The following is a 20,844-nucleotide window of genomic DNA, read 5'->3' on the forward strand; positions in this document are numbered from 1 at the left end:
TTTTCAGCAGTAGAATTCCCCAGCACACGTTCTTTGTAAATAATATACTGATTAAACTGAATTTCCAAATTTCCTGAACTAGAATTTGCTCTAAAAGAGCCTTTAAAATCTCGTCGCCAGTCCCACTTGTCTAATCGATGTAGGTTTGAACGTAAAAAATCATACACTGCCTTTTCGAGTGCAAGCTCAAAATCAATGTCTAAAGTACAAGTTTGGAAGCCCTGACGTATCGGTGAATCCCTAAGCGCGTCTGCAATGATTCTCTTCACGAGAAATTAAGGCGTTCGTCAATCTCTCGTTTGACGTCTTGTAGTTTCCGCTGAACTGACAAGTACTCGTCAAGGATACAAAGCTTCGGAAAGTGGTATCTTTTAACATTTTCAAAGAATGTAAGTGGGATATCAACACTTCTACCATCACTATAAACTAAAATCATATCCTCTGTCCGGGTTATCTCCCCTTTTGATTTCAAGGCATTAAGCAATGGTTCAACCAAATCATGCTTAATTTGGTTGAGATGCTCTCTCTTGGCTTCTGTATTATCCGAGCCAATCAGTTTTCTAACGGGAGCAAATAGAGCCTCAACTAATTCTGAGACAATAGCGGTTATTAGTGCATAAGACCAGCTCATTTAATTTCACCTTAATACAAAATAAAAATACCAAAATCAAACGAACATCGTCTTCAGCACGTCGGCGCAACCGCACTTCCTCTCCTCCGGAATCCTCGGGATGGCCTTTTTGAGAAGCTCCTGAACCTTGTGGTTGTTCTCGGCCATGACCTTGAGAACCTCCTGGGCATCAACCGGCTTGTCGGCCCAGACGTCGTAGTCGGTGACCGTTGCGATGTTGGCGTAGCACATTCCAAGCTCCCTAGCCAGGTTTATCTCGGGAACGAGCGTCATTCCGATGATGTGGGCGTACTGCCTGAACATGAAGCTCTCAGCGCGCGTTGAGAACCTCGGACCTTCAATGCAGACATAGGTGCCCTTCTCGTGGACGGGGAAGCCGAGCTCCTTGGCGGTCTCGTAGAAGATTTTCCTCATCTCGGGGCAGAAGGGGTCGGCCATCGAGACGTGAGCCACGCGCGGGCCGTTGTAGAAGGTGTAGTCGCGCTTCTTCGTGAAGTCAATGAACTGGTCGGTTATCACTATGTCGCCGGGCTTGTACTCCTCGCGGAGCGAGCCAACTGCCGTAACGCCGATTACGCGCTCGACACCGAGCTCCTTGAGCGCCCAGATGTTCGCGCGGTAGGGGACTTCATGCGGCGGGAACTCGTGGTGCTTGCCGTGCCTGGGTATGAATGCCACCTCGACGCCCTCTATTTCGCCGATTTCCACCGGAGCAGAGGGCCTGCCGTAGGGCGTGTGAACCTTGACCGTCTCCTTCGGCTCGAAGACGCCGTAAACCCCGGAACCACCTATGATGCCTATCCTTGGCATGGTCATCACCGTGTTAAATGCTCGCTCCACTCATATAAGGGTTGCCTTTCCAGTGGAAACGAAGGGCGGAAACTTTAATAACCTTTGGGAACTAAATATTCCGGGGGTGATGAGATGGAAGAGAAACCCGTCAAGCTCGTCCTGCCAGAGGTAAAGAACCCGATATTCATCGAAGGCTATCCCGGAATAGGCCTCGTGGGCCACATTGCGGGCAACTTCTTAGCTAAAGAACTCGGAATGGAGATGATAGGCTACGTCGAGAGTCCGTTCATTCCGCCGATGAGCATAGTCCTCGAGGGGAAGCCCAACCCACCGCTCCGCTTCTACGGCAAGGACAACGTAATCGTGGCCATCGCAGACGTCTACGTGCCCCCGACGCTCGTTAACGAGATAGCGCGGGAACTGGCAAGCTACCTCAGCGAGATGAAGGCCGAGAAGGTAATCTCCATCGGCGGAATTGGCATAGGCTTCTTCAAGGAGAAGATGGAAGTCTGGGGCGTCGGCGCGAGGGAAGAGCTCAACAGGGAGCTCGAAGAGGCCGGGGCGAAGATACTTCAGTACGGCTCGATTATGGGAATGAGCGGAAAGCTCCTCTGGGAGGCCGGAAAGAGAGGGCTGAACGCCTACGTGCTCCTCGGCGAGACGTTCGGAGACAGGCCCGACCCTAGGGCCGCTGCCAACGTCATCGAGGTCCTCAAGAAGCTAACGCCTATTGACGTCTCGACGGAACCGCTCATCAAGGAGGCGGAGATGATTGAGGAGCAGCTCAGGAAGATGCACGAGCAGATGGAGCAGGCGAGGAAGAAGGAGATGAAGCAGTACGAGAGCATCTACCTGTGAGGTGGTAGCATGGAGGCGGTAATTCTAGCCGGAATCGCGAGACGGGTTTTGGACGAGCTCCTGAGGAACCCATACCGAACGATAGAGCTCAGGAGCGCGAGGAACGTTTTGGCCATCGAAGAGGCGATAGACGAGGCCCTCAGGCTGTTCCTCACCTACGACCCCTTCGACGACGTCTCCACTGGAACCGAAGGTCTCCTCGCGGAGCTGATTGAGGCAAAGGAGCTTGAGACGAGGGTCCCCTGGGAGGAGAGCGACGAGAGAGAAATCACCGTCTGCAGGGCGAAGGTGAAGCTGGTCGGCTTAGGGCGGGTTGTAGAGGTCGAGAGAAGGGACGGAATCCTCGTGGCGAGGGTTAGGGAGCTCTTCCCGCACGAGATGAGCATGGGCTAAAACAGCTTGAGCTGTTTTCCCCTCGATTTTCTGCCCCTCTTCGGCGGTTCGAGCTTCCTGAACTCAAGGCCCTCCTTTTCGAGCAGTTTTTTGGCGCCGGAGGTGAGCGAAGGGGCAACGAGAATTCCTCTGACGTTCTCGTGCTCCTCGCGGAGGGTTTCGACGTAGCGCTTGAGCTGGCTGACCGCGTGCAAATCCGCCCTCCTGCGCTTCAACTCGAGAACGACGAGGTTTCCGTCTTTATCAACGCCGAGCACGTCAACGATGCCGTGCTTAATGGGCTTCTCGCGGTAAAGGGGCTTGAAGCCGGGCTCTATAACCTCGGGATTCTCGAAGATGAGCTCGGCCATCTCGGCCTCGCTACCCGTCAAAGCGAGCTCCTCGTAATCCTCTGCGTGGAAGACCGTGATGAGGTAAACTTCCTCAAGCTCGACCTCCAGCGTTTCCCTCGGCTTCCTCCTGACCGAGACGAGAACCGGCTTTTCGCGGAGCTCCAGCCTAATCACACTCCCCGGCGGCTGCCAGTTAACGGGCTCGCGCTTCTCCTTCTGGTGTATCAGAAACGAACCGTCGGGCTTGACGATTATCACCCTGTCTCCGGGGCCGAGTTCGCTCTTTGCCCTGCCGTCGTAGTGAACCCGACAGCGGGCGAAGATTGTAAGCACTCCCTCGGAGGAAACTGCTGAATCGACGAGGAGCTTTATTTCCTCTGGAGACGGGTTCTCCCTGAGCTCAACCTTGGGCATGGAGAAGAGTTGGGGAGGGGATTAAAAAGATTAATCCTCAACTCCCCTCTCGGTAATCCTGAAGACGGCCTCGCCCTCCGGAAGGTGCGGGCTGTCTATGAGCCTTGCAACCCTCTTCCCGGCCTTGCCCTTCCGGAGGTAGATTCTGAGCGTCGCGGAATGAGCGAGTATGTGGCCACCAACGGGCCTCGTCGGGTCTCCGAAGAAGGCATCGGGCTTCGCCTGCACCTGGTTCGTCACGAAGACCGCTATGTCGTAGAGGTCGGCAAGACGATGCAGGTCGGAGAGGTGCTTGGCTAACTTCTGCTGTCTCTCGGCGAGGGTTCCCCTTCCGACGTACTCGCTCCTGAAGTGGGCCATGAGAGAGTCGACGACGAGCAACTTAACCGGCCTGTCGGTTGAGGCCTTCTCCTTGATTATCTCCTCGGCCTTCTCCACAAGAAGCATCTGGTGGTTGCTGTTGAAGGCGCGCGCAACGTAGATGTTCTTGAGCGTCTCGTCGGGGTCCAAACCGCGAGCCTCGGCTATCTGCCTTATCCTCTCGGGCCTGAAGGTGTTCTCTGTGTCAATCCAGATTACAGAACCGCCAAGGCCACCTTCCTCAGGTGGCTTCTGGACCATAACGGCGAGGGTGTGTGCGAGCTGGGTGTTGTGAAGGACGAGACCGTTCGGTGCTATGAAGTTGTGGGTCTCCGGAACGACGAGGTCGTAAACCCAATCGTCGTAGTCGATGAGCTCAACGGACTTGACCTCATAGAACTCAAGCTTTTTGACGAGTTCAATGAACTCAAGGGCTTTCCTGGCTATCTTCTCGTGCCCTTCAATCTCACGCAGGAGAGCGGAGACTACTTTGCCCCTCAGCGGCTCGCGCTTCGGAAGCCCTCTGATGCGATAGTTGGCAATCTGCCTCTCGGTGAAACCGTGCTTTCTAAGGGCAGTCCACGGGAACGGAAGTTCCGGTTTTTCTCCGCGTTCAACAGCGTTCTTTGCCAGCTCAAGCCTGTTGAGAGCATCCCTGAAGTAGTCCTCGATTCTTTCCAGGGTTGCCTCGGTGAACCAGACGTTCTTACTGCGGGTCAGTACGTGGTATGCGGTTTCGTTGTCCCTCTTGGGCAGTCTGAAGTGCCTGTAAAGAGCGGCCAAGTACCGGGCAACGACGGGGGGGTACCTTCCAACGCCACCGTCAGGAAGCTCCGAGTTCTTGAGCAGAGAACCCCTAAGGACCGCACTGAAAGAGGCCCTGTCCTCGCCGGTTATGAAAATCCGGTGGTATGTTTCGCCATTGATTTCCTTCTCCGAGACCACAGGCGAGATGCCAAGGCGCTTCAGTAGGAAAACCAGGCCATGTGCGAGGTCTCCGCTCTTCGTTACAAATTCAACGTGGGATTTTGCAACGTGGCCGTCTCCATCAAGATAGCCTGCGAGGAAGCTCACTATCGCGTCCTCATCACCATTGAGTATTTCTTCCGGAACTGCTTTGCTTTGAGCGTTCGAGGAGGAGAGCTCCCCAAGCCACTCGGCAGTTTTCTTGCGTAGGAGTATCCTGTAGAGGCCGCGCCTAACTTCAACCCTGGGTTCGTAGCCGTCGTGGCGCTTGATGAACTCAACTACGAAATCCCTGAGCCCTTCAGAGGACGTCGTTATGGAGAGCGGGTTCGATGTCCCCTCCGCAACGAAGAGGCCGAGGAAATAGGCCCGCTCATCGGGCACCTTCTTTGAATTCGCTGGAACCTTGCGAACGCCAACTACAACATCGCCCTCCCTGAGCTCTCCAGCGCGAACCCACTCAAGGCCGTTTCTGAAGACGAGAACCGGGTGCACCGCTGTTATCCTGAACGTCCTTCCGCGGGACAGGTTGAGCTGAAGTATCTTCCTAACCCTCTCGCGGTACAGGTAGGACGCCTTGGTGCGCCTTATTCTCCCGGTTGAGGGGTCGAAGGTGTAAACGCTCACCGTTGCCAGTGGAACCGCAAAGCCAGTGTCGAATGGAACTTCACCGTTCAAAGCGCGGTACTTCTCATACATCTCCTCGATTGTCTCGAAGTGAACGAGGGTGTCGTTCTCGTAGTAGACGAGGGTGTCCTTGGCGAAGCACTTGCCGCTTCCGAACTCACCGAAGACCTCGGTTATGGCCTGCGTCTCTATTCCACCGCCGAGGAGCTTGTCGAGGCTCTTGCTTCCAGTGGAAATCTTGCCGATGGTCTTTCTCTTCTCCATGTACTCGTCGGCGCGCATGAAGGTTCCGATGTTCGCGGCTTCCCTAGCGGCCTGGATTATCTTGAGCGCGGCACCTTCACTAATTCCGGCTATCTCCTTGAGCTCGAGCGGTGAAGCGACGGCTATGGCCTCTATGCTGTCGTAGCCGGCCTCGCGAAGCTTCTCAGCGGTGGCTGGACCAACACCAGGCAAATCCTCAAGGGTTCTGATTTCTTTTTCCTTTTTCTTCTTTGAGGACGATGACGGTGAGCTTTCGGCTATTTCAAGCTCCTCGAACTCCTCAAGCTCTTTAACCTCTTCAACCTTCTTCTTCGCCATAAGACTCACCCGGGAATACCCTTAAGTGAGGTAAAGTTCGGGGGTTAAATAACTTTTCCCGGAAAAATCGGGAAGACAATCTTTTAAGACTTTCGCCCGTTTCGAAAAATGAACTTTAAAAACACTCAGATTTTACTGAAAAGCCCAGAAAAAAGAGAACTACGGAAGATAGACCACAAGCTCAGGATTTTCCAGTGGAAATGGAGCCCCTCAGAACTATCAGTCTGGCACCCTCAGGAATCGGCTCGTCGAGCGGGGGATTGAGAACCGGGCCATCCCGGTAGTAGCCCAGAAGAAACAGGTCCTTTGTCTCCTTGAGCTCACGGAGGGCTTCTATGTACGGCCTGCCCCAGAAGTCCCGTCCGTCCATCACGGTGACGTCGTAGCCCTTAACCGAGCTCGTTATGTCGTCTATAACGTCAACCACCTCAGGCTCGAAGACGGAACTCGCGAGAAGCCTTCCCGCCAAGCTTCTGCTCACGATGACCCTATCCGCACCGGCACCCCTAAGGAGCTCAACGCTCTCCTCGCTCAGGACCTCGACGAGAACCTTTGCGCTGGACATTCTCTTTACCATAAGGGTCACGAAGACTGCCTTTGAGTCGTCTTCGAGGGCCAAGATTACGTGGGAAGCCGTTTCAACACGGGCCCGTTCGAGTGTCTCCCTGTTGGTGGGGTCACCTATGAGGACCTCTATTTCCTCTGGAAGCTCAACCTTCTTGCGCTCCTCCTCGTTTGGGAAGACAACAACAAGAGGGGCCAGCTTTAGCTCACCGCGCTCGATTGCGCCGATAAGTTCGTTAACGCAGGTTGAAACGCTACTCCCCTGCCCAATTACAAGGTAGTGGTTGGAGTAGTTAACCCGGTGCATGCCCATCATCCTCCTAATGGATGAGGAAATAAAGTTCTCGGCCAGAAGGGAAACGAGGGCCGTGAAAGTCGAGATTCCGGCAACAGAAGCAATCATCGCAACGATTCTCCCCGCCTCGGTCTTCGGCGTAACGTCGCCGTAGCCTATGGTCGCCATCGTTATGACTGCCCAGTAGAAGGCCGTGAAGAAGTCAACGCCCTCAAAGTAAGCAAACGCGGTTGCAAATGCTATTGCCAGGAGCAGGACCGCAAAGGCTATCTGGATTAACCGGTTTCTGCTCACCTTGACCCTTACGCGGAGCAGTCGCCTCACAACGGTAACAGGAAGCATGGGTTCCATTTCCACTCGAACCTTAAAAATGTGCCCCATACTCAAAACGATTCAGCAATGGTCATTAAAATACCACCTAGAACAGTTTTTCCAGTGGAAACAAAGGTCTTTTTCGATACTCATCGAAAAGACCCCCCAGAGTTTCATTTCCACTGGAACCCATTTTCGAAAAAAGGACGGTTTTAGTGGAGTAGTTAAAGGTAACAGAGATTTAGGGAGATTGTTTAAGTACGTAGCTGTTGAATCGTTCAATTAATTGTGTGGAATTTTATTATATCGTTCAAAATTCTTATGCATTATCCACGTTAATTTAGTTGGTTGTTCATAGAAAGATATAAAAACTGACACCTACAAAAAAAATGGGAGCTTTTTGTCAACTTTAAGTCGGTCTCTTGTGGGAAGCCTCAAAAGCCCGCTCCACTGGAAACAAAACTCTGGGGGGGATACGGACTGTTTAACTTTTCCAATTTTGCAATCATTGCTGTTTAATTAAAATGAACTAAACTGTTCTTTGGTGTTCATCTTTCGATGGCCATACATGTTCATTTTTCTTTCAGTGGAAATAACCAATCTTAATTTGTTTCGGGTTTCCAAATGCAAAATTTCGTGCACATCTCTGTGCATTTGATTTCTCCGTTTCCTCTGGAAGGGCAAACCATTAATTCACCAACGCCGTATTTCAGTTGGTGGTTCCCGTGGAGATTAGGGACGTAGTCCTTGAGTGGTTGCGCTCCGGCAGAGATGACGCCAACGACATCGTGGACCTGCCCTGGGAGGTTAAGCAACTTGAACCGAACCTCTATGTGGCAGAGCATCCAAAGATGCCCTTCACCCTGCTGGTATCCTTCGGTGAGGGCTTCATACGGCTGCTGGCCCCTATGGGTCTTGAAACGTTTTCCATGACCAAGGACGAAAAGCTCAAGGTCTACCATGCGCTCCTTCGGCTGAACGCTGAAATTAACCTGATGAAGTTCCTCCTCATGGGCATGAACGACGACGTTTACCTGGCTGTTGACCTAGACACGTCAGACCTCGGCAAGGCGGAGTTCAACGACGCCCTCTCGGCCCTTCTCGTTGGTCTGCTCTCAGCCGTTTCGGCGCTCAACCTCGAGGAGGAGTTTGAGGCCCTGCTAAAGGAGCGCGTGCTTGAGATGGTCTACGAGAGACTTCGCAAGGGTGCAAGCAGGGACGACCTTCTTGATTTCCTGGTTTCAAGGGTGGGGATGCAGGAAAAGGACGCGCTGGCACTCCTCGCTGAGGTCCTCCCAGAAGAGCCGGATAGGGGCTACCTCTAAGAACAACTTTCCTTTTCTTACTGCTCTCTTTTACATTCTCCTGTTCAACAAGGCATATAAACCCGGACTCCACACTTGCTATGCTTTCCACTGTATCCGGTGCTTCCGGTGGAGACCTAGTACAATATACGAAATCTCTGGAAATATGTTGAATTAAATACAGATAGTATTGGATATGTTGACGAAATGTTCCTCTTTATGCGTCTGATTACGACGGTAATACGGCGTTAGAGTATGATTTCCGGTGGAGATGGGAGCCATGGGAGACAGGGGCGACTACCTGACGTCGATATTCGAGAAGTACCTCCACGCCAAGAAGATTTTCAAGAACAAGGAAGTCCTGAGGCACAGCTACACGCCAAAGGAACTCCCTCACAGGCATGAGCAGATTGACGAGCTGGCCCATATTCTCGTTCCGGTTTTACGGGGTGAAACGCCCTCGAACGTCTTCGTCTACGGCAAGACCGGAACCGGTAAAACCGTGACGGTGAAATTCGTAACCGAAGAACTAAAGAAGATATCCGAGAAGTACAACATTCCCGTCGAGGTCATCTACATCAACTGCGAGATAGTCGACACCCACTACCGCGTTCTCGCGAGGATAGTCAACCACTTCAAGGCTGAAAGTGGTGTGGAGGTTCCCCTCGTCGGCTGGCCGACCGATGAGGTCTACGCCAAGCTGAAGGAGGTTATAGACGCGAAGGAGCGCTTTGTAATAATCGTTCTGGACGAGATAGACAAGCTCATCAAGAAGAGCGGGGACGACATACTCTACTCCCTCACGAGGATAAACACGGAACTCTCAAAAGCGAAGGTCAGCATAATCGGCATCTCAAACGACCTCAAGTTCAAGGAGTATCTCGACGCCCGCGTTCTGTCAAGTTTGAGTGAGGAGGAAGTCGTTTTCCCGCCCTACGACGCCAACCAGCTCCGGGACATTCTCATGCAACGCGCAAAGGAGGCCTTCTACGAGGGCGTTCTCGACGATGCGGTAGTGCCACTCTGTGCCGCTTTGGCCGCTCGCGAGCACGGCGACGCGAGGAGGGCTCTGGATTTGCTCCGCGTCGCTGGTGAAATAGCGGAGCGCGAGGGGGCGAGCAAAGTAACTGAACGACACGTCTGGAAGGCACAGGAGAAGATTGAGCAGGACACGATGGAGGAAGTCATAAAGACCCTCCCGCTTCACTCGAAGGTCCTCCTCTACGCGATAGTCATGCTCGACGAGAACGGTGAGCTACCTGCCAACACCGGCGACGTTTACTCCGTCTACAAGTCCCTCTGCGACCATCTCGACGTTGAGCCCCTAACCCAGAGGCGCGTAAGCGATTTAATCAACGAGCTCGACATGCTCGGCATAATCAACGCCAAGGTCGTGAGCAAGGGGCGCTACGGCAGGACCAAGGAGATAAGGCTAAACGTCACCCCTTATATGGTTAAGAACATCTACCGCCACGACGAGCAGGTTAGGAGCCTGCTCACCCTCACCCTCTCCAAGCAGAGGAGGTTGTTCTGATGCTGATTGAGGATTTAATCAAGAACAACTACCTGATAACCCCATCAGCCTACTACCTCCTCGAACCCCGCTACAAGAGGGACTTCACTCTGGCAGAGCTGATAAAGTTCGCCAAAGCTCGGGGGACCTTCGTCATAGACTCCTCCATAGCCGAGGCCTTCCTCTCCGAGAAGGGTCTCTTTTCCACTGGAGAGCTCACCGAGCAGACCCCTGCTGAGGTCTCTGAAGAAGAGCCTCTTGAGGCCTCTCAGGAGAACATACATGAGGACTTTGCTGAATCTACCGAAACTCCCGTTTCTGAAACTGTTACAGCCTCTCGGCCCGAAGAAATTCCTTCTTCTGAAGACGTTGAATCCGCGGAAGCATCGGGTTCTATTTCCACTGGAGATGTTGTGGAAAGCGAGGTTGCCACGGCCTCTCCTGGGGAAGAAATCGTTGAACCCGCTGAAATTGTTAGCGAGACTTCGATTTCTACTGGAACTGTCCCTGAATTGGAGCAATCTCCTACCTATAATCTTGTTGAAGAACCAATCTCCAGCGAGATTTCTGAGGGGGAGAGTTTTGTTTCCACTGGAACTCTTGAACCTGCGAAGCTCGAAGATGAGCCCGTCGGCTCTTCAGATGAGCCACTAACCGGGGTCGTCGAGGACTCACTTCCACTGGAGTCTAATGGAAACGGCAACGGCTATGGAAACTACGCCGACAGTGAGGAGTACTACGAGAACGGCGAGAATGGAAACGGGGTGAAGCCCAAAATCGTCTACGGAGACTACGGGATTCCCATAGCGTACGTCGGCGAGGACGTCGAGGGTGAGAAGAGCTACTCGACATACAAAGATGTCGTGATAAAGCCCAGGGAGGGCTTCCACTACCGCGCGAAGGAGATTCCCGACGAGTGGGAGCTCACCTTCGACGTCAAGAACGTGAAGTTCGAGGCCCCGAAGGTCAAGAATGCTTCAAGTAAAGAGGGCGAGATAATAATTCAAGCCTATTCGAGCTACTTCAAGTCGAGGCTCAGGAAGATGCGCAGAATCTTCCGCGAGAACCCTGAAATTGGAACTGTCATAGACATTGCGAAGCTGAGCTATGTCCGGGACGACGAGGTCACGATAATCGGTCTCGTCAACGACAAGCGCGAAACGGCGAAGGGATACATGTTCGAGGTGGAAGATGCAACCGGGCGGGTTAAGGTCTTCCTCGGCAGGGACAAGGAGAACGCTTCCCAGGCCTACAACGCGATAATGCCCGATTCGGTCGTTGCCTTCCGCGGTCAGCCGGGCAGGGGAATCTTCTTCGCAAACCGCGTCTTCCTTCCCGACGTGCCGAAGTTCAGAAAGCAGAAGCCTCCACTGGAAGAGAAGGTCTACGCGATTCTGCTGAGCGACATTCACGTCGGCTCGAACAAGTTCTGCGAGAAGGCCTTTGAGAAGTTCCTCGAGTGGCTCAACGGTGAGGTCAACAGCAGGGCCGAGGAGGAGCTCGTGAGCAGGATTAAGTACATGATAATCGGCGGTGACGTCGTTGACGGCGTCGGCATCTATCCCGGCCAGTACAACGAGCTGGCCATTCCAGACATCTTTGACCAGTACGAGGCGTTGGCCAATCTCCTCCGCAACGTTCCGGAGCATATAACCATGTTCATCGGCCCGGGCAACCACGACGCCGCGAGAACCGCACTTCCACAGCCCGGCTTTTATGAAGAATACGCCAAGCCCATATACAAGCTCAAGAACGTCGTCATCATCAGCAACCCCGCGGTAATAAACCTTCACGGCAGGGAGTTCCTCATCGCCCACGGAAGGGGCATAGAGGACGTCGTTGACTTCATCCCCGGAAGAACGCACCACAAGCCCGCTGAGGCGATGGTTGACCTTCTCAAGCTCCGCCACCTCGCGCCGACCTTTGGAAACAAGGTTCCCATCGCTCCCGACCCCGAGGACACGCTCGTCATCGAGAGCGTTCCGGACCTCTTCCAGGCCGGCCACGTCCACGTTATGGAGCACAGGGTTTACAACGGAGTCTTCGTCATCAACAGCGGAACCTGGCAGGCCCAGACCGAGTTCCAGAAGATGGTCAACATAGTCCCCACTCCGGCGCGCGTTCCAATAATAGACGTTGAGACGGCCCGCTTGAGGGCCGTTGTGAGCTTTGACCAGTTCTGCGAGGGGGTTTGAATGGGGGAGGAGCTCTACTCACCCGAGATGAAGGCTTACTTCGAATCACTCCAGAGCGAAATAGACAGGGCCTATGAGATAGCGAGGAAGGCCCGCTCTCAGGGGAAGGACCCCAGTCTCGACGTTGAGGTTCCTCAGGCAACCGACATGGCCGGCCGTGTTGAGAGCCTCGTAGGCCCGCCGGGCGTCGCCGAGAGGATTAGGGTTCTCGTCAAGGAGTACGGAAAGGAGCTCGCCGCGCTGAAGGTCGTTGATGAAATCATCGAGGGCAAGTTCGGCGACCTCGGGAGCAAGGAGAAGTACGCGGAGCAGGCCGTCAGAACTGCCCTCGCGATACTCACAGAGGGTATCGTCTCGGCTCCGCTCGAGGGAATAGCTGACGTCAAAATCAAGCGCAACACCTGGGCCGATAACAGCGAGTACCTGGCCCTCTACTACGCCGGCCCGATAAGGAGCTCCGGCGGAACGGCGCAGGCGTTGAGCGTCCTCGTTGGAGACTACGTGAGGAAAAAGCTCGGCCTCGACCGCTTCAAGCCGAGCGAGGAGCACATTGAGAGGATGGTCGAGGAGATAGACCTCTACCACAGGGCCGTTACGAGACTGCAGTATCATCCGGAAGCCGATGAGGTAAGGCTCGCGATGAGGAACATTCCCATCGAGATAACCGGCGAAGAGACAGATAAAGTCGAGGTCTCCCACAGGAACGTTCCCGGCGTTGAGACCAACCACCTGCGTGGTGGAGCGATTCTCGTTTTGGCCGAAGGTGTCCTCCAGAAGGCCAAGAAGCTCGTCAAGTACATAGATAAGATGGGCGTGGAAGGCTGGGACTGGATAAAGGAGTTCGTGGAGGCCAAAGAGAAGGGCAAGAGCTCCGAGGAACTCAAGGCGGATGAATCCAAGGCCGAAGCTTCCGGAGCAAAGGAGGAAGTCGCCGAGAAGGTCGAGAAGGGCTTCTACTATGAGCTTTACGAGAAGTTTAAGGCAAACATAGCCCCGAACAAGAAGTACACGAAGGAGATAATCGGTGGCAGGCCCCTCTTCGCCGAGCCATCGACCAACGGTGGCTTCCGCCTGCGCTATGGAAGGAGTCGCGTCAGCGGCTTCGCGACGTGGAGCGTCAATCCAGCGACGATGCTTATCCTCGACGAGTTCATAGCGATAGGCACGCAGATGAAAACCGAGAGGCCCGGAAAGGGCTGTATCGTAACGCCTGCAACAACGGTGGAAGGGCCGATAGTCAAGCTCAAGGACGGAAGTGTTATACGGGTTGACGACTACGAGACTGCTCTAAAGATCAGAAACGACCTTGATGAGATTCTGTACGTTGGCGACGCGCTCATCAACTTCGGAGACTTCGTTGAGAACAACCAGACGCTTCTTCCTGCGAACTATGCCGAGGAGTGGTGGATTCAGGAGCTTGCCAAGGCAATCGAGGAGCTCTACGAGGTCGAGCTCAAGCCGTTCTCCGACAACCCGCGCGAGGCCGTTGAGGAAGCGGCCGAATACCTTGAGATAGACCCCGATTTCCTTGAGAGCCTTTTGAGGGACCCGCTCAGGGTTAGGCCGAGCGTTGAGCTGGCGATACACCTCTCGAAGGTTCTGGACATACCCTTCCACCCCTACTACACCCTCTACTGGAACACGCTGAAGCCGGAGGAAGTTGAAGAACTCCAGAGGGCCCTTCTCAACGCCCAAATCGAGTGGGACGAGTTCAGAAAGCTGAAGTTCGCGAGAAAGGTAATCCTCGAAAACGACCCCCAAATCAAGCGCTACCTTGAGCTCCTCGGCCTGCCCCACAGGCTCGAAAGAACTGAGGACAGAAGAAAGGTCATCGTCGTGGACTACCCTTGGAGCTCGGCCCTGCTAACGCCCCTCGGCAACCTCGAGTGGGAGTTCAAGGCCAGGCCCTTCTTCACGGTCATCGACATCATCAACGAGAACAACCCGATAAAGCTTCGTGACAGGGGAATAAGCTGGATTGGCGCGAGAATGGGCAGGCCCGAGAAGGCCAAGGAGAGGAAGATGAAGCCCCCCGTCCAGGTGCTCTTTCCGATTGGTTTGGCTGGAGGCCAGAGCAGGGACATCAAGAAGGCCGCGGAGGAAGGAAAAACCGCCAGAGTCGAGATAGCCTTCTTCAAGTGTCCCGAATGTGGTCATACCGGCCCGGAGCACCTCTGTCCTGTCTGCGGGACGAGGAAGGAACTCCTCTGGCACTGCCCCAAGTGCAACGTTGATTATCCCGAGAGCGAGGCGAAGGAGTTCGGCTTCCGCTGTCCGCGTTGCGACGTCGAGCTGAAGCCCTACGCCCAGCGGGAGATAAAGCCCTCCGAACTGCTAAGACGGGCCATGGACAACGTCAAGGTCTACGGCATCGACAGGCTCAAGGGCGTCAAGGGTATGACCTCCGGCTACAAAATGGCCGAACCCCTTGAAAAGGGCCTTCTGAGGGTTAAGAACGACGTCTACGTTTTCAAGGACGGTACAATCCGTTTCGACGCGACAGATGCTCCAATAACCCACTTCAAGCCGAAGGAGATAGGTGTAAGCGTTGAAAAGCTTCGCGAGCTCGGCTATACGCACGACTTCGAGGGCAAACCGCTTGAACGGGACGACCAGATAGTTGAGCTGAAGGTCCAGGACATAATCCTCTCCTACGAGGCGGGGAAGTACCTCCTCAAGGTCGCGCGCTTCGTCGATGACCTGCTCGAGAAGTTCTACGGCCTGCCGAGGTTCTACAACGCCGAGAAGATGGAGGATTTGATAGGCCACCTCGTCATAGGTCTTGCCCCACACACCTCTGCCGGAATCATCGGCAGGATAATCGGCTTCTCCGACGTTTTGGTCGGCTACGCGCACCCGTACTATCATGCGGCGAAGAGGAGGAACTGCTTCCCGGGCGATACGAGAATCTTGGTCCAGATTGACGGCAAACCTGCAAGGATAACGCTCCGTGAGCTCTACGAGCTGTTTGAAGGGGAAAGCTACGAGAACATGGTCTACGTGAGAAGGACGCCGAAGAGGGACGTTAAGGTCTACTCCTTCGACCCCGAGAGCGGGAAGGTCGTTCTCACCGACATCGAGGACGTCATAAAAGCTCCAAGCACCGACCATCTCATCCGTTTCGAGCTTGAGCTTGGAAGGAGCTTCGAGACGACCGTTGACCACCCGGTTCTCGTCTACGAAAACGGTAAGTTCGTGGAGAAGAGGGCCTTCGAGGTGAAGGAGGGCGATAGAATACTCGTTCCGAGACTTGAGTTCGAGGAAGTTTCCCTTGAAAACCTTGACCTGTTGGAGGCCTTCGCTGACGAGAAGTTCAAATCCCTCTGGGACTCCATAATGGTTCGCGGGCTTTCGAACTGGCTTTCCTCGATTGGAGCTGAAGTCAAATACGATTACCTCCGCAGGGACTCCCTACCGCTTTCAGTACTGCTCGACGTTCTCAAAGAGAGAGACCTATCAATTAAAGACGTTCCCGACTGCCGGCTCGCTTTCAAGAGGGATAAGGTTACAATCGAGCGCTTTGTCCCAATAAAGCCCCTGATGCGGGTTCTTGGCTATTACCTCGCCGAGGGCTACGCGAGGGAAAGCAACAGCGTTTACCAGGTAAGCTTCTCGATAGTGGACGATGAAGTTCGCGAGGATCTCAAGAGGGCACTGAGAGATGCCTTTGGAGAGGGCTTCAAGATATACGAGCGCGGGGAGAAAGTTACCGTCGGCTCGCGTATTCTTTATCTGCTCTTCACAGAGGTTCTCAGTGCTGGAAGAAACGCCCACACAAAACGCGTTCCTTCTCTGGTTTACACACTACCGAAAGACGCCGTTGCGGAGATGCTGAGGGCATACTTTGAGGGCGACGGAAGTGCTCTCAGCACAGTCCCGAGGGTAGTAGTTTACAGCGTCAATAAGGCCCTCCTTGAGGACATTGAAACGTTACTGCTTTCGAAATTCGGAATCAGGGGATATTATACCCTCGATAAGAATGCCAACAGGGGAAACGCTCGTGGCAGGCTCTACCACATTGAACGTGGAAGCGAAGTTCCAGTCTCAACAGTTTATGCGTTGAACATTGCGGGTGAGCACTACCATGTGTTCTTTAGAGAAATAGGGTTCATAAGTAAGCGCAAGAGTTCTGTCTATTCAACTCATTCGGCCAAAACAAACAACAGGGACAGATACTCACACAAGATGGGCTGGATTGTTAAAGTTAAGCGCGTCGAATATCTTAAGCCTAAAGACGACTTTGTGTTCTCATTGAATGCTAAAAGCTATCATAATGTGCTAATAAATGAAAATATTGTAACACATCAATGCGACGGGGATGAGGATGCTGTTATGCTCCTCCTCGATGCGCTCCTAAACTTCAGCAAGTACTATCTCCCAGAGAAGCGCGGTGGAAAGATGGACGCACCGCTGGTCGTTACGACGAGGCTCGACCCGCGCGAGGTGGACAGCGAGGTTCACAACATGGATGTCGTCCGCTATTATCCCCTTGAGTTCTATGAAGCCACCTACGAGATGAAATCGCCGAAGGAAATCAAGTTCATCGAGCGCGTTGAAGATAGACTCGGCAGGCCGGAGATGTACGAGGGCATAAAGTTCACCCACGACACCGACGACATCGGCCTCGGCCCGAAGATGAGCCTGTACAAACAGCTCGGCGACATGGTCGAGAAGGTCGAGAGACAGCTCGCTTTGGCGGAGCGCATTCGCGCGGTCGATGAGCACCACGTTGCTGAGACAATACTCAACTCCCACCTGATTCCAGATTTGAGGGGCAACCTGAGGAGCTTTACGAGGCAGGAGTTCCGCTGTGTGAAGTGCAACACGAAATATCGGAGGCCTCCGCTCATCGGGCGCTGTCCGAAGTGCGGTGGAAAAATCGTCCTGACGGTGAGCAAAGGCGCGGTTGAGAAGTACCTGCCCACAGCGAAGATGCTGGTTACCCGCTACAAGGTCAAGGACTACACGAGGCAGAGGATTTGCCTGACCGAGAAGGACATAAAGACGCTCTTTGAGACGGTCTTGCCTGAAAAGCAGAGGACCTTACTCGGCTTCTCGGCAGATGTGTGCGAGAAGATGATTAAGGAGCGCACCGGCTCCTCGAACGGAAAGAACGGCTACCTCGACGGCTTCAACGGGAAGAACGGGAAGGCGAAGAAAGCGAAGGCAGAGAGCGAGGCCAAGAGGGAGAAGAAGCCCAGGGCCGAGAAGTCGAAAGACCTCAAGAAGGAAGTCAAGAAGGAGAGGGCGAAGGCAAAGCGGAAGAAGCGCATAAGCCTTGACGAGTTCTTCGGGAGTTAGCTATTTATAGTTCCTCCCCTTAGTTCTTCCGATGCTCGACCAGTTCAAGCTCCTCCCCAGCGTCGCCTACCTGCGCGTCGAGAGGCAGACCTTCGTCGGCTACTCCATGCCCCTGGCCGGCTGGGTAGGGGAGTATCTGATTAATTATGGAAAGCTCCCCAGGCCGAACTTCCTCGGAAGGGCGATGAGGAAGCTGGGCTTTTCCTTCACCGGCGAGCAGAGAGACGAGCGCTCGGTAACCCAGTTCTTCGTGAAGGGGAGCGTTTCGATAAGCGCGAGCTGGGACGTCGAGCGGGAAAGCCTGTTCCTCCAGGTGATTCCTCTCCGTTCAAGGCTGTCGAGGGGTTTAACCGTTAGGGCGGAGAACATCGAGTTCTACGACCAGTTCGTCGTTTCCATCGAGCCGGCTGAAAAACTTCCGCCGGGAATCAGAGGGATAGGGATTAGGGCCCTAATCCTCGAGGACTTCTACCCCGTCGAGACCCCCTACTGGGGAATGCTCCACGAGGACTGGGAGAGCGAGCTCAACCTGCTCGTCATGAGAGATGAAGTTTATGACTCTTTGAGGCGAGAGGAGTACCGCTGTCCGGTCTGCTTCTCGCCGCTCGCGGAGGAGAACGGCGTTTTGAAGTGCACCCGCTGCGGATTCGTTTACGCGCCGGAGAGCGACTTCGAGAGGGTCGTCGAGCAGTTCAGCGTCGAGGAGTTTGCGTTTTGAAACCTCAACTTACTTGATTTAAACTTCATATTTTTCTTGTGTAATCTTTATATACCTCTCGGCTGAGGATTATGTATATTGTCTTTAGGTGGTGTTGTGTATGGGACGGGTTGAAGGCAAAGTTGCAATAGTTACGGGCTCGACGTCAGGTATTGGAGCGGCCATAGCAAAGCTACTCGCCAAGGAAGGTGCCAAAGTGGCCGTAACCGGAAGAAGCGAGGAGAAGGGCAGGAAAGTTGTCGAAGATATACTCGCGGAGGGAGGCACTGCCAAGTTCTGGAAGCTTGATGTGAGCAACGAGGCTGAAGTTGAGAGGGTTTTTCGGGAAGTCGTTGACGAGTTTGGTAAGCTTGACATCCTCGTTAACAATGCAGGTGTTTCCGGCCCCGACAAGCCCACTCACGAGCTGACCGAGGAGGAATGGGACTACGTAATGAACATCAACGTCAAGGGAACGTTCTTCTGCACGAAACACGCCGTTCCGTACATGATTAAAAACGGTGGGGGTAGCATCGTTAACATCTCATCAATCTACGGCATCGTTGGTTCTCCGGGGATTCCGCCGTACCATGCCTCAAAGGGAGCTATACGATTGATGGCCAAGACTGATGCCCTGCTCTATGCGAAGTATGGAATACGCGTCAACTCAGTTCATCCTGGCAGTATATGGACGCCAATGCTCAAGAAGGCATGCAAAAAGTTCGGGGTCGATGATGAAGAGCGGTGCAGGGCGATTTTTGCCCAGCAGAACCCCATCGGTTTCGTGGGTGAGCCTATAGACGTTGCCTATGCGGTTCTGTTCCTCGCATCCGATGAGTCCCGCTTTATAACAGGGGCGGAACTGGTAGTTGATGGCGGGTATACAGCCCGCTAATTACCTTTTTTTCCTTCATCCTTTTCTTGCATTGTGAAAACGAGTGGTATGGTAGCCCCGCCGGGATTCGAACCCGGGTCGCGGGATCCAAAGTCCCGCATGCTTGGCCGCTACACCACGGGGCTGCCCGATAGAAAAGCCGAGTCCAGGCTTATAAATCTTGAGCTCAATGTTTCCGTGGTCTCATCTTTCATTAATCAACCATTAACTTTTTTAATGGTTAGTTGATAACTCTAAACATGAAGCTCATAACTCAGTACATTCTCTCAAGGTACGGTGGAAGGGTAATCACCAAGGAAGAGCTTAGAGAAGTTTGTGAAAGATTTGGAGAGAACTTTGAATACATTGTGAACTACTACATAAGTCGAGGCTACCTCGTTAGAATCCTGCGCGGAGTTTACTACGTGAAGACACTTGAAGAATACAAGTTTGGAAGGACACCAGACCCAATGACTTTAATCGCAAAGGCAATGAATAAGCTGGACCTAAAGTGGTACTTCGGCCTGTACACGTCCCTGAGACTGAACGGGGCAACCTACGAGTATTACTCCCGGATTTTCCTAATAACGCCTGTGATAACTAGGCCAAAACCTATTACAGTTCTTGGCGAGGAGGTTCAGTTCGTCAAGCTGAAGGAATCTCTCTTGGGCTTTGGAGTGGTTAAACGCAGAAAAATCCAGTATTCAGACTTAGAAAAGACTCTGTTGGACTTCATTTACTTAAAACGGTATAATAAACGCCTTAATGCAGATGCCGTTGTGCAGGAATACCTTGCAAAGGCCAAAAAAGAAAAGCTGATGGAATACTCTAAAGCATACCCGAAGTCAGTTCAACGGGAGGTTGAAGCAATTGTTTCCAGGCAATGAGTTCACGGGCTTCATAATCCGGAAGACCGGCATTGAAAAACCGTTACTTGTGAAAAGAGACGTCCTCCTGCATGCAATCTTGTGGGAACTTTATGGAGAAGAGAGGTTCCACGGGCGGTACTTGTTCAAGGGCGGAACGTGCTTGGTCAAGTGTTACTTGGGCTATTACCGTTTCAGCGTTGACCTCGACTTCACGTTTCCGCTGAGAGGCAGGCCCTCTCGCTCGGAGAGAAGAAAGCTGATAAGCTCTGAGGTGAGGTGGCTCTCGGAGAAGCTCGCTTACACCGCTGAAGAACTTGGCTTGTACTTTAGGCCTTTTGAAGGAAACTCTTACAATAGGAACTTCGTTCACTTTGAGGGAAACGAAAACAGGAAGATAGTCTTTTTCCACCTCTTCATGCCAACGGGTGAGGTCGTGAAGATTGAGGTCAACTTTTTCGAACCAGTGCTGTTTGAGGAGAAGGAGGTAATGGCTAAGACGCTTCTTGAGGGTGTTAAATTGACTAACGACGAAAAGGCATACTTCTTTGAGGAGCTTGAGCGGTACTCAGCGCTTCCCGTCACGGCTTATTGCCCCGAGGAAATCTTAGCCGAGAAGATTAGGGCTATTTTAACCCGGAGGATTCAAAAGTTGAGGGATTTCTACGATGTTTTCATGCTTTACAGAGCTGGTTATGATTACTCTAATGTTATTGATGAAGCCATTGAGAAGATACGGTTTAGTATGAGGTTCAGTCCGGAAAGGACGGCTGAAAACCTCCGGGTGAATCTGGCGTCAATTCGGGCTGGCAAGTTCAACGTTGCCTCTGAGCTCATGGAAAAGGAGCTTGAGCTGGTTCTCACAAGGCCGGCCGAATCTGAGTTTCAGGCGTTCATGGAAAACTTTCTGAGGGTTCTTTCTAAACTGGAATTTGATGATTTTCGTCAATGAAAATGATAGAAACGGT

15 protein-coding genes and 1 tRNA gene are annotated in these 20,844 nt (G+C 53.1%); 10 read left to right on the plus strand and 6 right to left on the minus strand.

Features of this window, described 5'->3' with window-relative positions; all coding sequences use genetic code 11:
* Positions 1–265: 265 nt before the first annotated feature.
* Positions 266–631 (minus strand): hypothetical protein, encoded by a 366-nt coding sequence (locus ACYQ04_RS10790; protein WP_460129468.1) that lies wholly within the window; start codon positions 629–631, stop codon positions 266–268.
* 36 nt (positions 632–667) lie between these two features.
* Positions 668–1,441 (minus strand): S-methyl-5'-thioadenosine phosphorylase, encoded by a 774-nt coding sequence (locus ACYQ04_RS10795; protein ID WP_460130187.1) that lies wholly within the window; start codon positions 1,439–1,441, stop codon positions 668–670.
* 114 nt (positions 1,442–1,555) lie between these two features.
* Here ACYQ04_RS10795 and ACYQ04_RS10800 point away from each other — a divergent pair, with 114 nt between their 5' ends.
* Together ACYQ04_RS10800 and ACYQ04_RS10805 are read left to right on the plus strand one after the other, a co-directional pair.
* Positions 1,556–2,281, plus strand: coding sequence for a proteasome assembly chaperone family protein (locus ACYQ04_RS10800; protein ID WP_460129469.1), 726 nt, complete (start codon positions 1,556–1,558; stop codon positions 2,279–2,281).
* 9 nt (positions 2,282–2,290) lie between these two features.
* Positions 2,291–2,674, plus strand: coding sequence for a DUF473 domain-containing protein (locus tag ACYQ04_RS10805; protein ID WP_014122819.1), 384 nt, complete (start codon positions 2,291–2,293; stop codon positions 2,672–2,674).
* Here the strand turns inward: ACYQ04_RS10805 and nucS are convergent.
* The 3 genes from nucS to ACYQ04_RS10820 all read right to left on the minus strand — a co-directional run bounded on the left by nucS (position 2,671) and on the right by ACYQ04_RS10820 (position 7,156).
* A complete protein-coding gene (nucS, locus tag ACYQ04_RS10810; protein WP_460129471.1) occupies positions 2,671–3,420 on the minus strand; it encodes an endonuclease NucS in 750 nt (249 codons plus the stop codon). The two genes, ACYQ04_RS10805 and nucS, sit on opposite strands and share 4 nt — an antisense overlap.
* Positions 3,421–3,450: 30 nt before the next feature.
* Complete coding sequence (gene radA, locus ACYQ04_RS10815; RefSeq protein WP_460129475.1) at positions 3,451–5,955, minus strand: DNA repair and recombination protein RadA; 2,505 nt, start codon at positions 5,953–5,955, stop codon at positions 3,451–3,453.
* 181 nt (positions 5,956–6,136) lie between these two features.
* Complete coding sequence (locus tag ACYQ04_RS10820) at positions 6,137–7,156, minus strand: potassium channel family protein (protein WP_460130188.1); 1,020 nt, start codon at positions 7,154–7,156, stop codon at positions 6,137–6,139.
* A 686-nt stretch (positions 7,157–7,842) separates the two neighbouring features.
* Here ACYQ04_RS10820 and ACYQ04_RS10825 point away from each other — a divergent pair.
* From ACYQ04_RS10825 to ACYQ04_RS10850, 6 genes are all read left to right on the plus strand, one after another.
* A complete protein-coding gene (locus ACYQ04_RS10825; RefSeq protein ID WP_460129477.1) occupies positions 7,843–8,451 on the plus strand; it encodes a DUF8183 domain-containing protein in 609 nt (202 codons plus the stop codon).
* A 259-nt stretch (positions 8,452–8,710) separates the two neighbouring features.
* Positions 8,711–9,964: an ORC1-type DNA replication protein gene (locus ACYQ04_RS10830; RefSeq protein ID WP_099209407.1), complete on the plus strand. Its 1,254-nt coding sequence runs from the start codon at positions 8,711–8,713 to the stop codon at positions 9,962–9,964.
* Complete coding sequence (locus ACYQ04_RS10835) at positions 9,964–12,138, plus strand: DNA-directed DNA polymerase II small subunit (RefSeq protein WP_460129479.1); 2,175 nt, start codon at positions 9,964–9,966, stop codon at positions 12,136–12,138. Before ACYQ04_RS10830 ends, ACYQ04_RS10835 begins: the two co-directional genes overlap by 1 nt.
* Positions 12,139–17,439: a DNA-directed DNA polymerase II large subunit gene (locus ACYQ04_RS10840; RefSeq protein ID WP_460129481.1), complete on the plus strand. Its 5,301-nt coding sequence runs from the start codon at positions 12,139–12,141 to the stop codon at positions 17,437–17,439.
* Between the two features lie 31 nt (positions 17,440–17,470).
* Complete coding sequence (locus ACYQ04_RS10845) at positions 17,471–18,157, plus strand: hypothetical protein (RefSeq protein WP_460129483.1); 687 nt, start codon at positions 17,471–17,473, stop codon at positions 18,155–18,157.
* 100 nt (positions 18,158–18,257) lie between these two features.
* On the plus strand, positions 18,258–19,031 hold the full coding sequence (locus ACYQ04_RS10850; protein WP_460129485.1) for an SDR family NAD(P)-dependent oxidoreductase: 774 nt from the start codon (positions 18,258–18,260) through the stop codon (positions 19,029–19,031).
* A gap of 49 nt (positions 19,032–19,080) precedes the next feature.
* Here ACYQ04_RS10850 and ACYQ04_RS10855 read toward each other — a convergent pair.
* A tRNA-Gln gene (locus ACYQ04_RS10855) sits at positions 19,081–19,156 on the minus strand.
* A 114-nt stretch (positions 19,157–19,270) separates the two neighbouring features.
* Between ACYQ04_RS10855 and ACYQ04_RS10860 the strand changes: the two genes are divergently transcribed.
* Both ACYQ04_RS10860 and ACYQ04_RS10865 read left to right on the plus strand, forming a co-directional pair.
* Complete coding sequence (locus ACYQ04_RS10860) at positions 19,271–19,897, plus strand: type IV toxin-antitoxin system AbiEi family antitoxin domain-containing protein (RefSeq protein ID WP_460129487.1); 627 nt, start codon at positions 19,271–19,273, stop codon at positions 19,895–19,897.
* A complete protein-coding gene (locus ACYQ04_RS10865; RefSeq protein WP_460129489.1) occupies positions 19,881–20,828 on the plus strand; it encodes a nucleotidyl transferase AbiEii/AbiGii toxin family protein in 948 nt (315 codons plus the stop codon). Before ACYQ04_RS10860 ends, ACYQ04_RS10865 begins: the two co-directional genes overlap by 17 nt.
* Positions 20,829–20,844 lie beyond the last annotated feature (16 nt).

Source organism: Thermococcus prieurii (assembly GCF_054657655.1).

Excerpts from the sequence above, each read along its gene's own strand:
- ACYQ04_RS10800 (WP_460129469.1), top strand. The coding sequence starts at position 1,556 with ATGGAAGAGAAACCCGTCAAGCTCGTCCTGCCAGAGGTAAAGAACCCG.
- ACYQ04_RS10845 (WP_460129483.1), top strand. The coding sequence starts at position 17,471 with ATGCTCGACCAGTTCAAGCTCCTCCCCAGCGTCGCCTACCTGCGCGTC.
- ACYQ04_RS10820 (WP_460130188.1), bottom strand. The coding sequence starts at position 7,156 with ATGCTTCCTGTTACCGTTGTGAGGCGACTGCTCCGCGTAAGGGTCAAG.
- ACYQ04_RS10830 (WP_099209407.1), top strand. The coding sequence starts at position 8,711 with ATGGGAGACAGGGGCGACTACCTGACGTCGATATTCGAGAAGTACCTC.
- radA (WP_460129475.1), bottom strand. The coding sequence starts at position 5,955 with ATGGCGAAGAAGAAGGTTGAAGAGGTTAAAGAGCTTGAGGAGTTCGAG.
- ACYQ04_RS10840 (WP_460129481.1), top strand. The coding sequence starts at position 12,139 with ATGGGGGAGGAGCTCTACTCACCCGAGATGAAGGCTTACTTCGAATCA.
- ACYQ04_RS10790 (WP_460129468.1), bottom strand. The coding sequence starts at position 631 with ATGAGCTGGTCTTATGCACTAATAACCGCTATTGTCTCAGAATTAGTT.
- ACYQ04_RS10805 (WP_014122819.1), top strand. The coding sequence starts at position 2,291 with ATGGAGGCGGTAATTCTAGCCGGAATCGCGAGACGGGTTTTGGACGAG.
- ACYQ04_RS10860 (WP_460129487.1), top strand. The coding sequence starts at position 19,271 with ATGAAGCTCATAACTCAGTACATTCTCTCAAGGTACGGTGGAAGGGTA.
- nucS (WP_460129471.1), bottom strand. The coding sequence starts at position 3,420 with ATGCCCAAGGTTGAGCTCAGGGAGAACCCGTCTCCAGAGGAAATAAAG.
- ACYQ04_RS10850 (WP_460129485.1), top strand. The coding sequence starts at position 18,258 with ATGGGACGGGTTGAAGGCAAAGTTGCAATAGTTACGGGCTCGACGTCA.
- ACYQ04_RS10835 (WP_460129479.1), top strand. The coding sequence starts at position 9,964 with ATGCTGATTGAGGATTTAATCAAGAACAACTACCTGATAACCCCATCA.
- ACYQ04_RS10795 (WP_460130187.1), bottom strand. The coding sequence starts at position 1,441 with ATGCCAAGGATAGGCATCATAGGTGGTTCCGGGGTTTACGGCGTCTTC.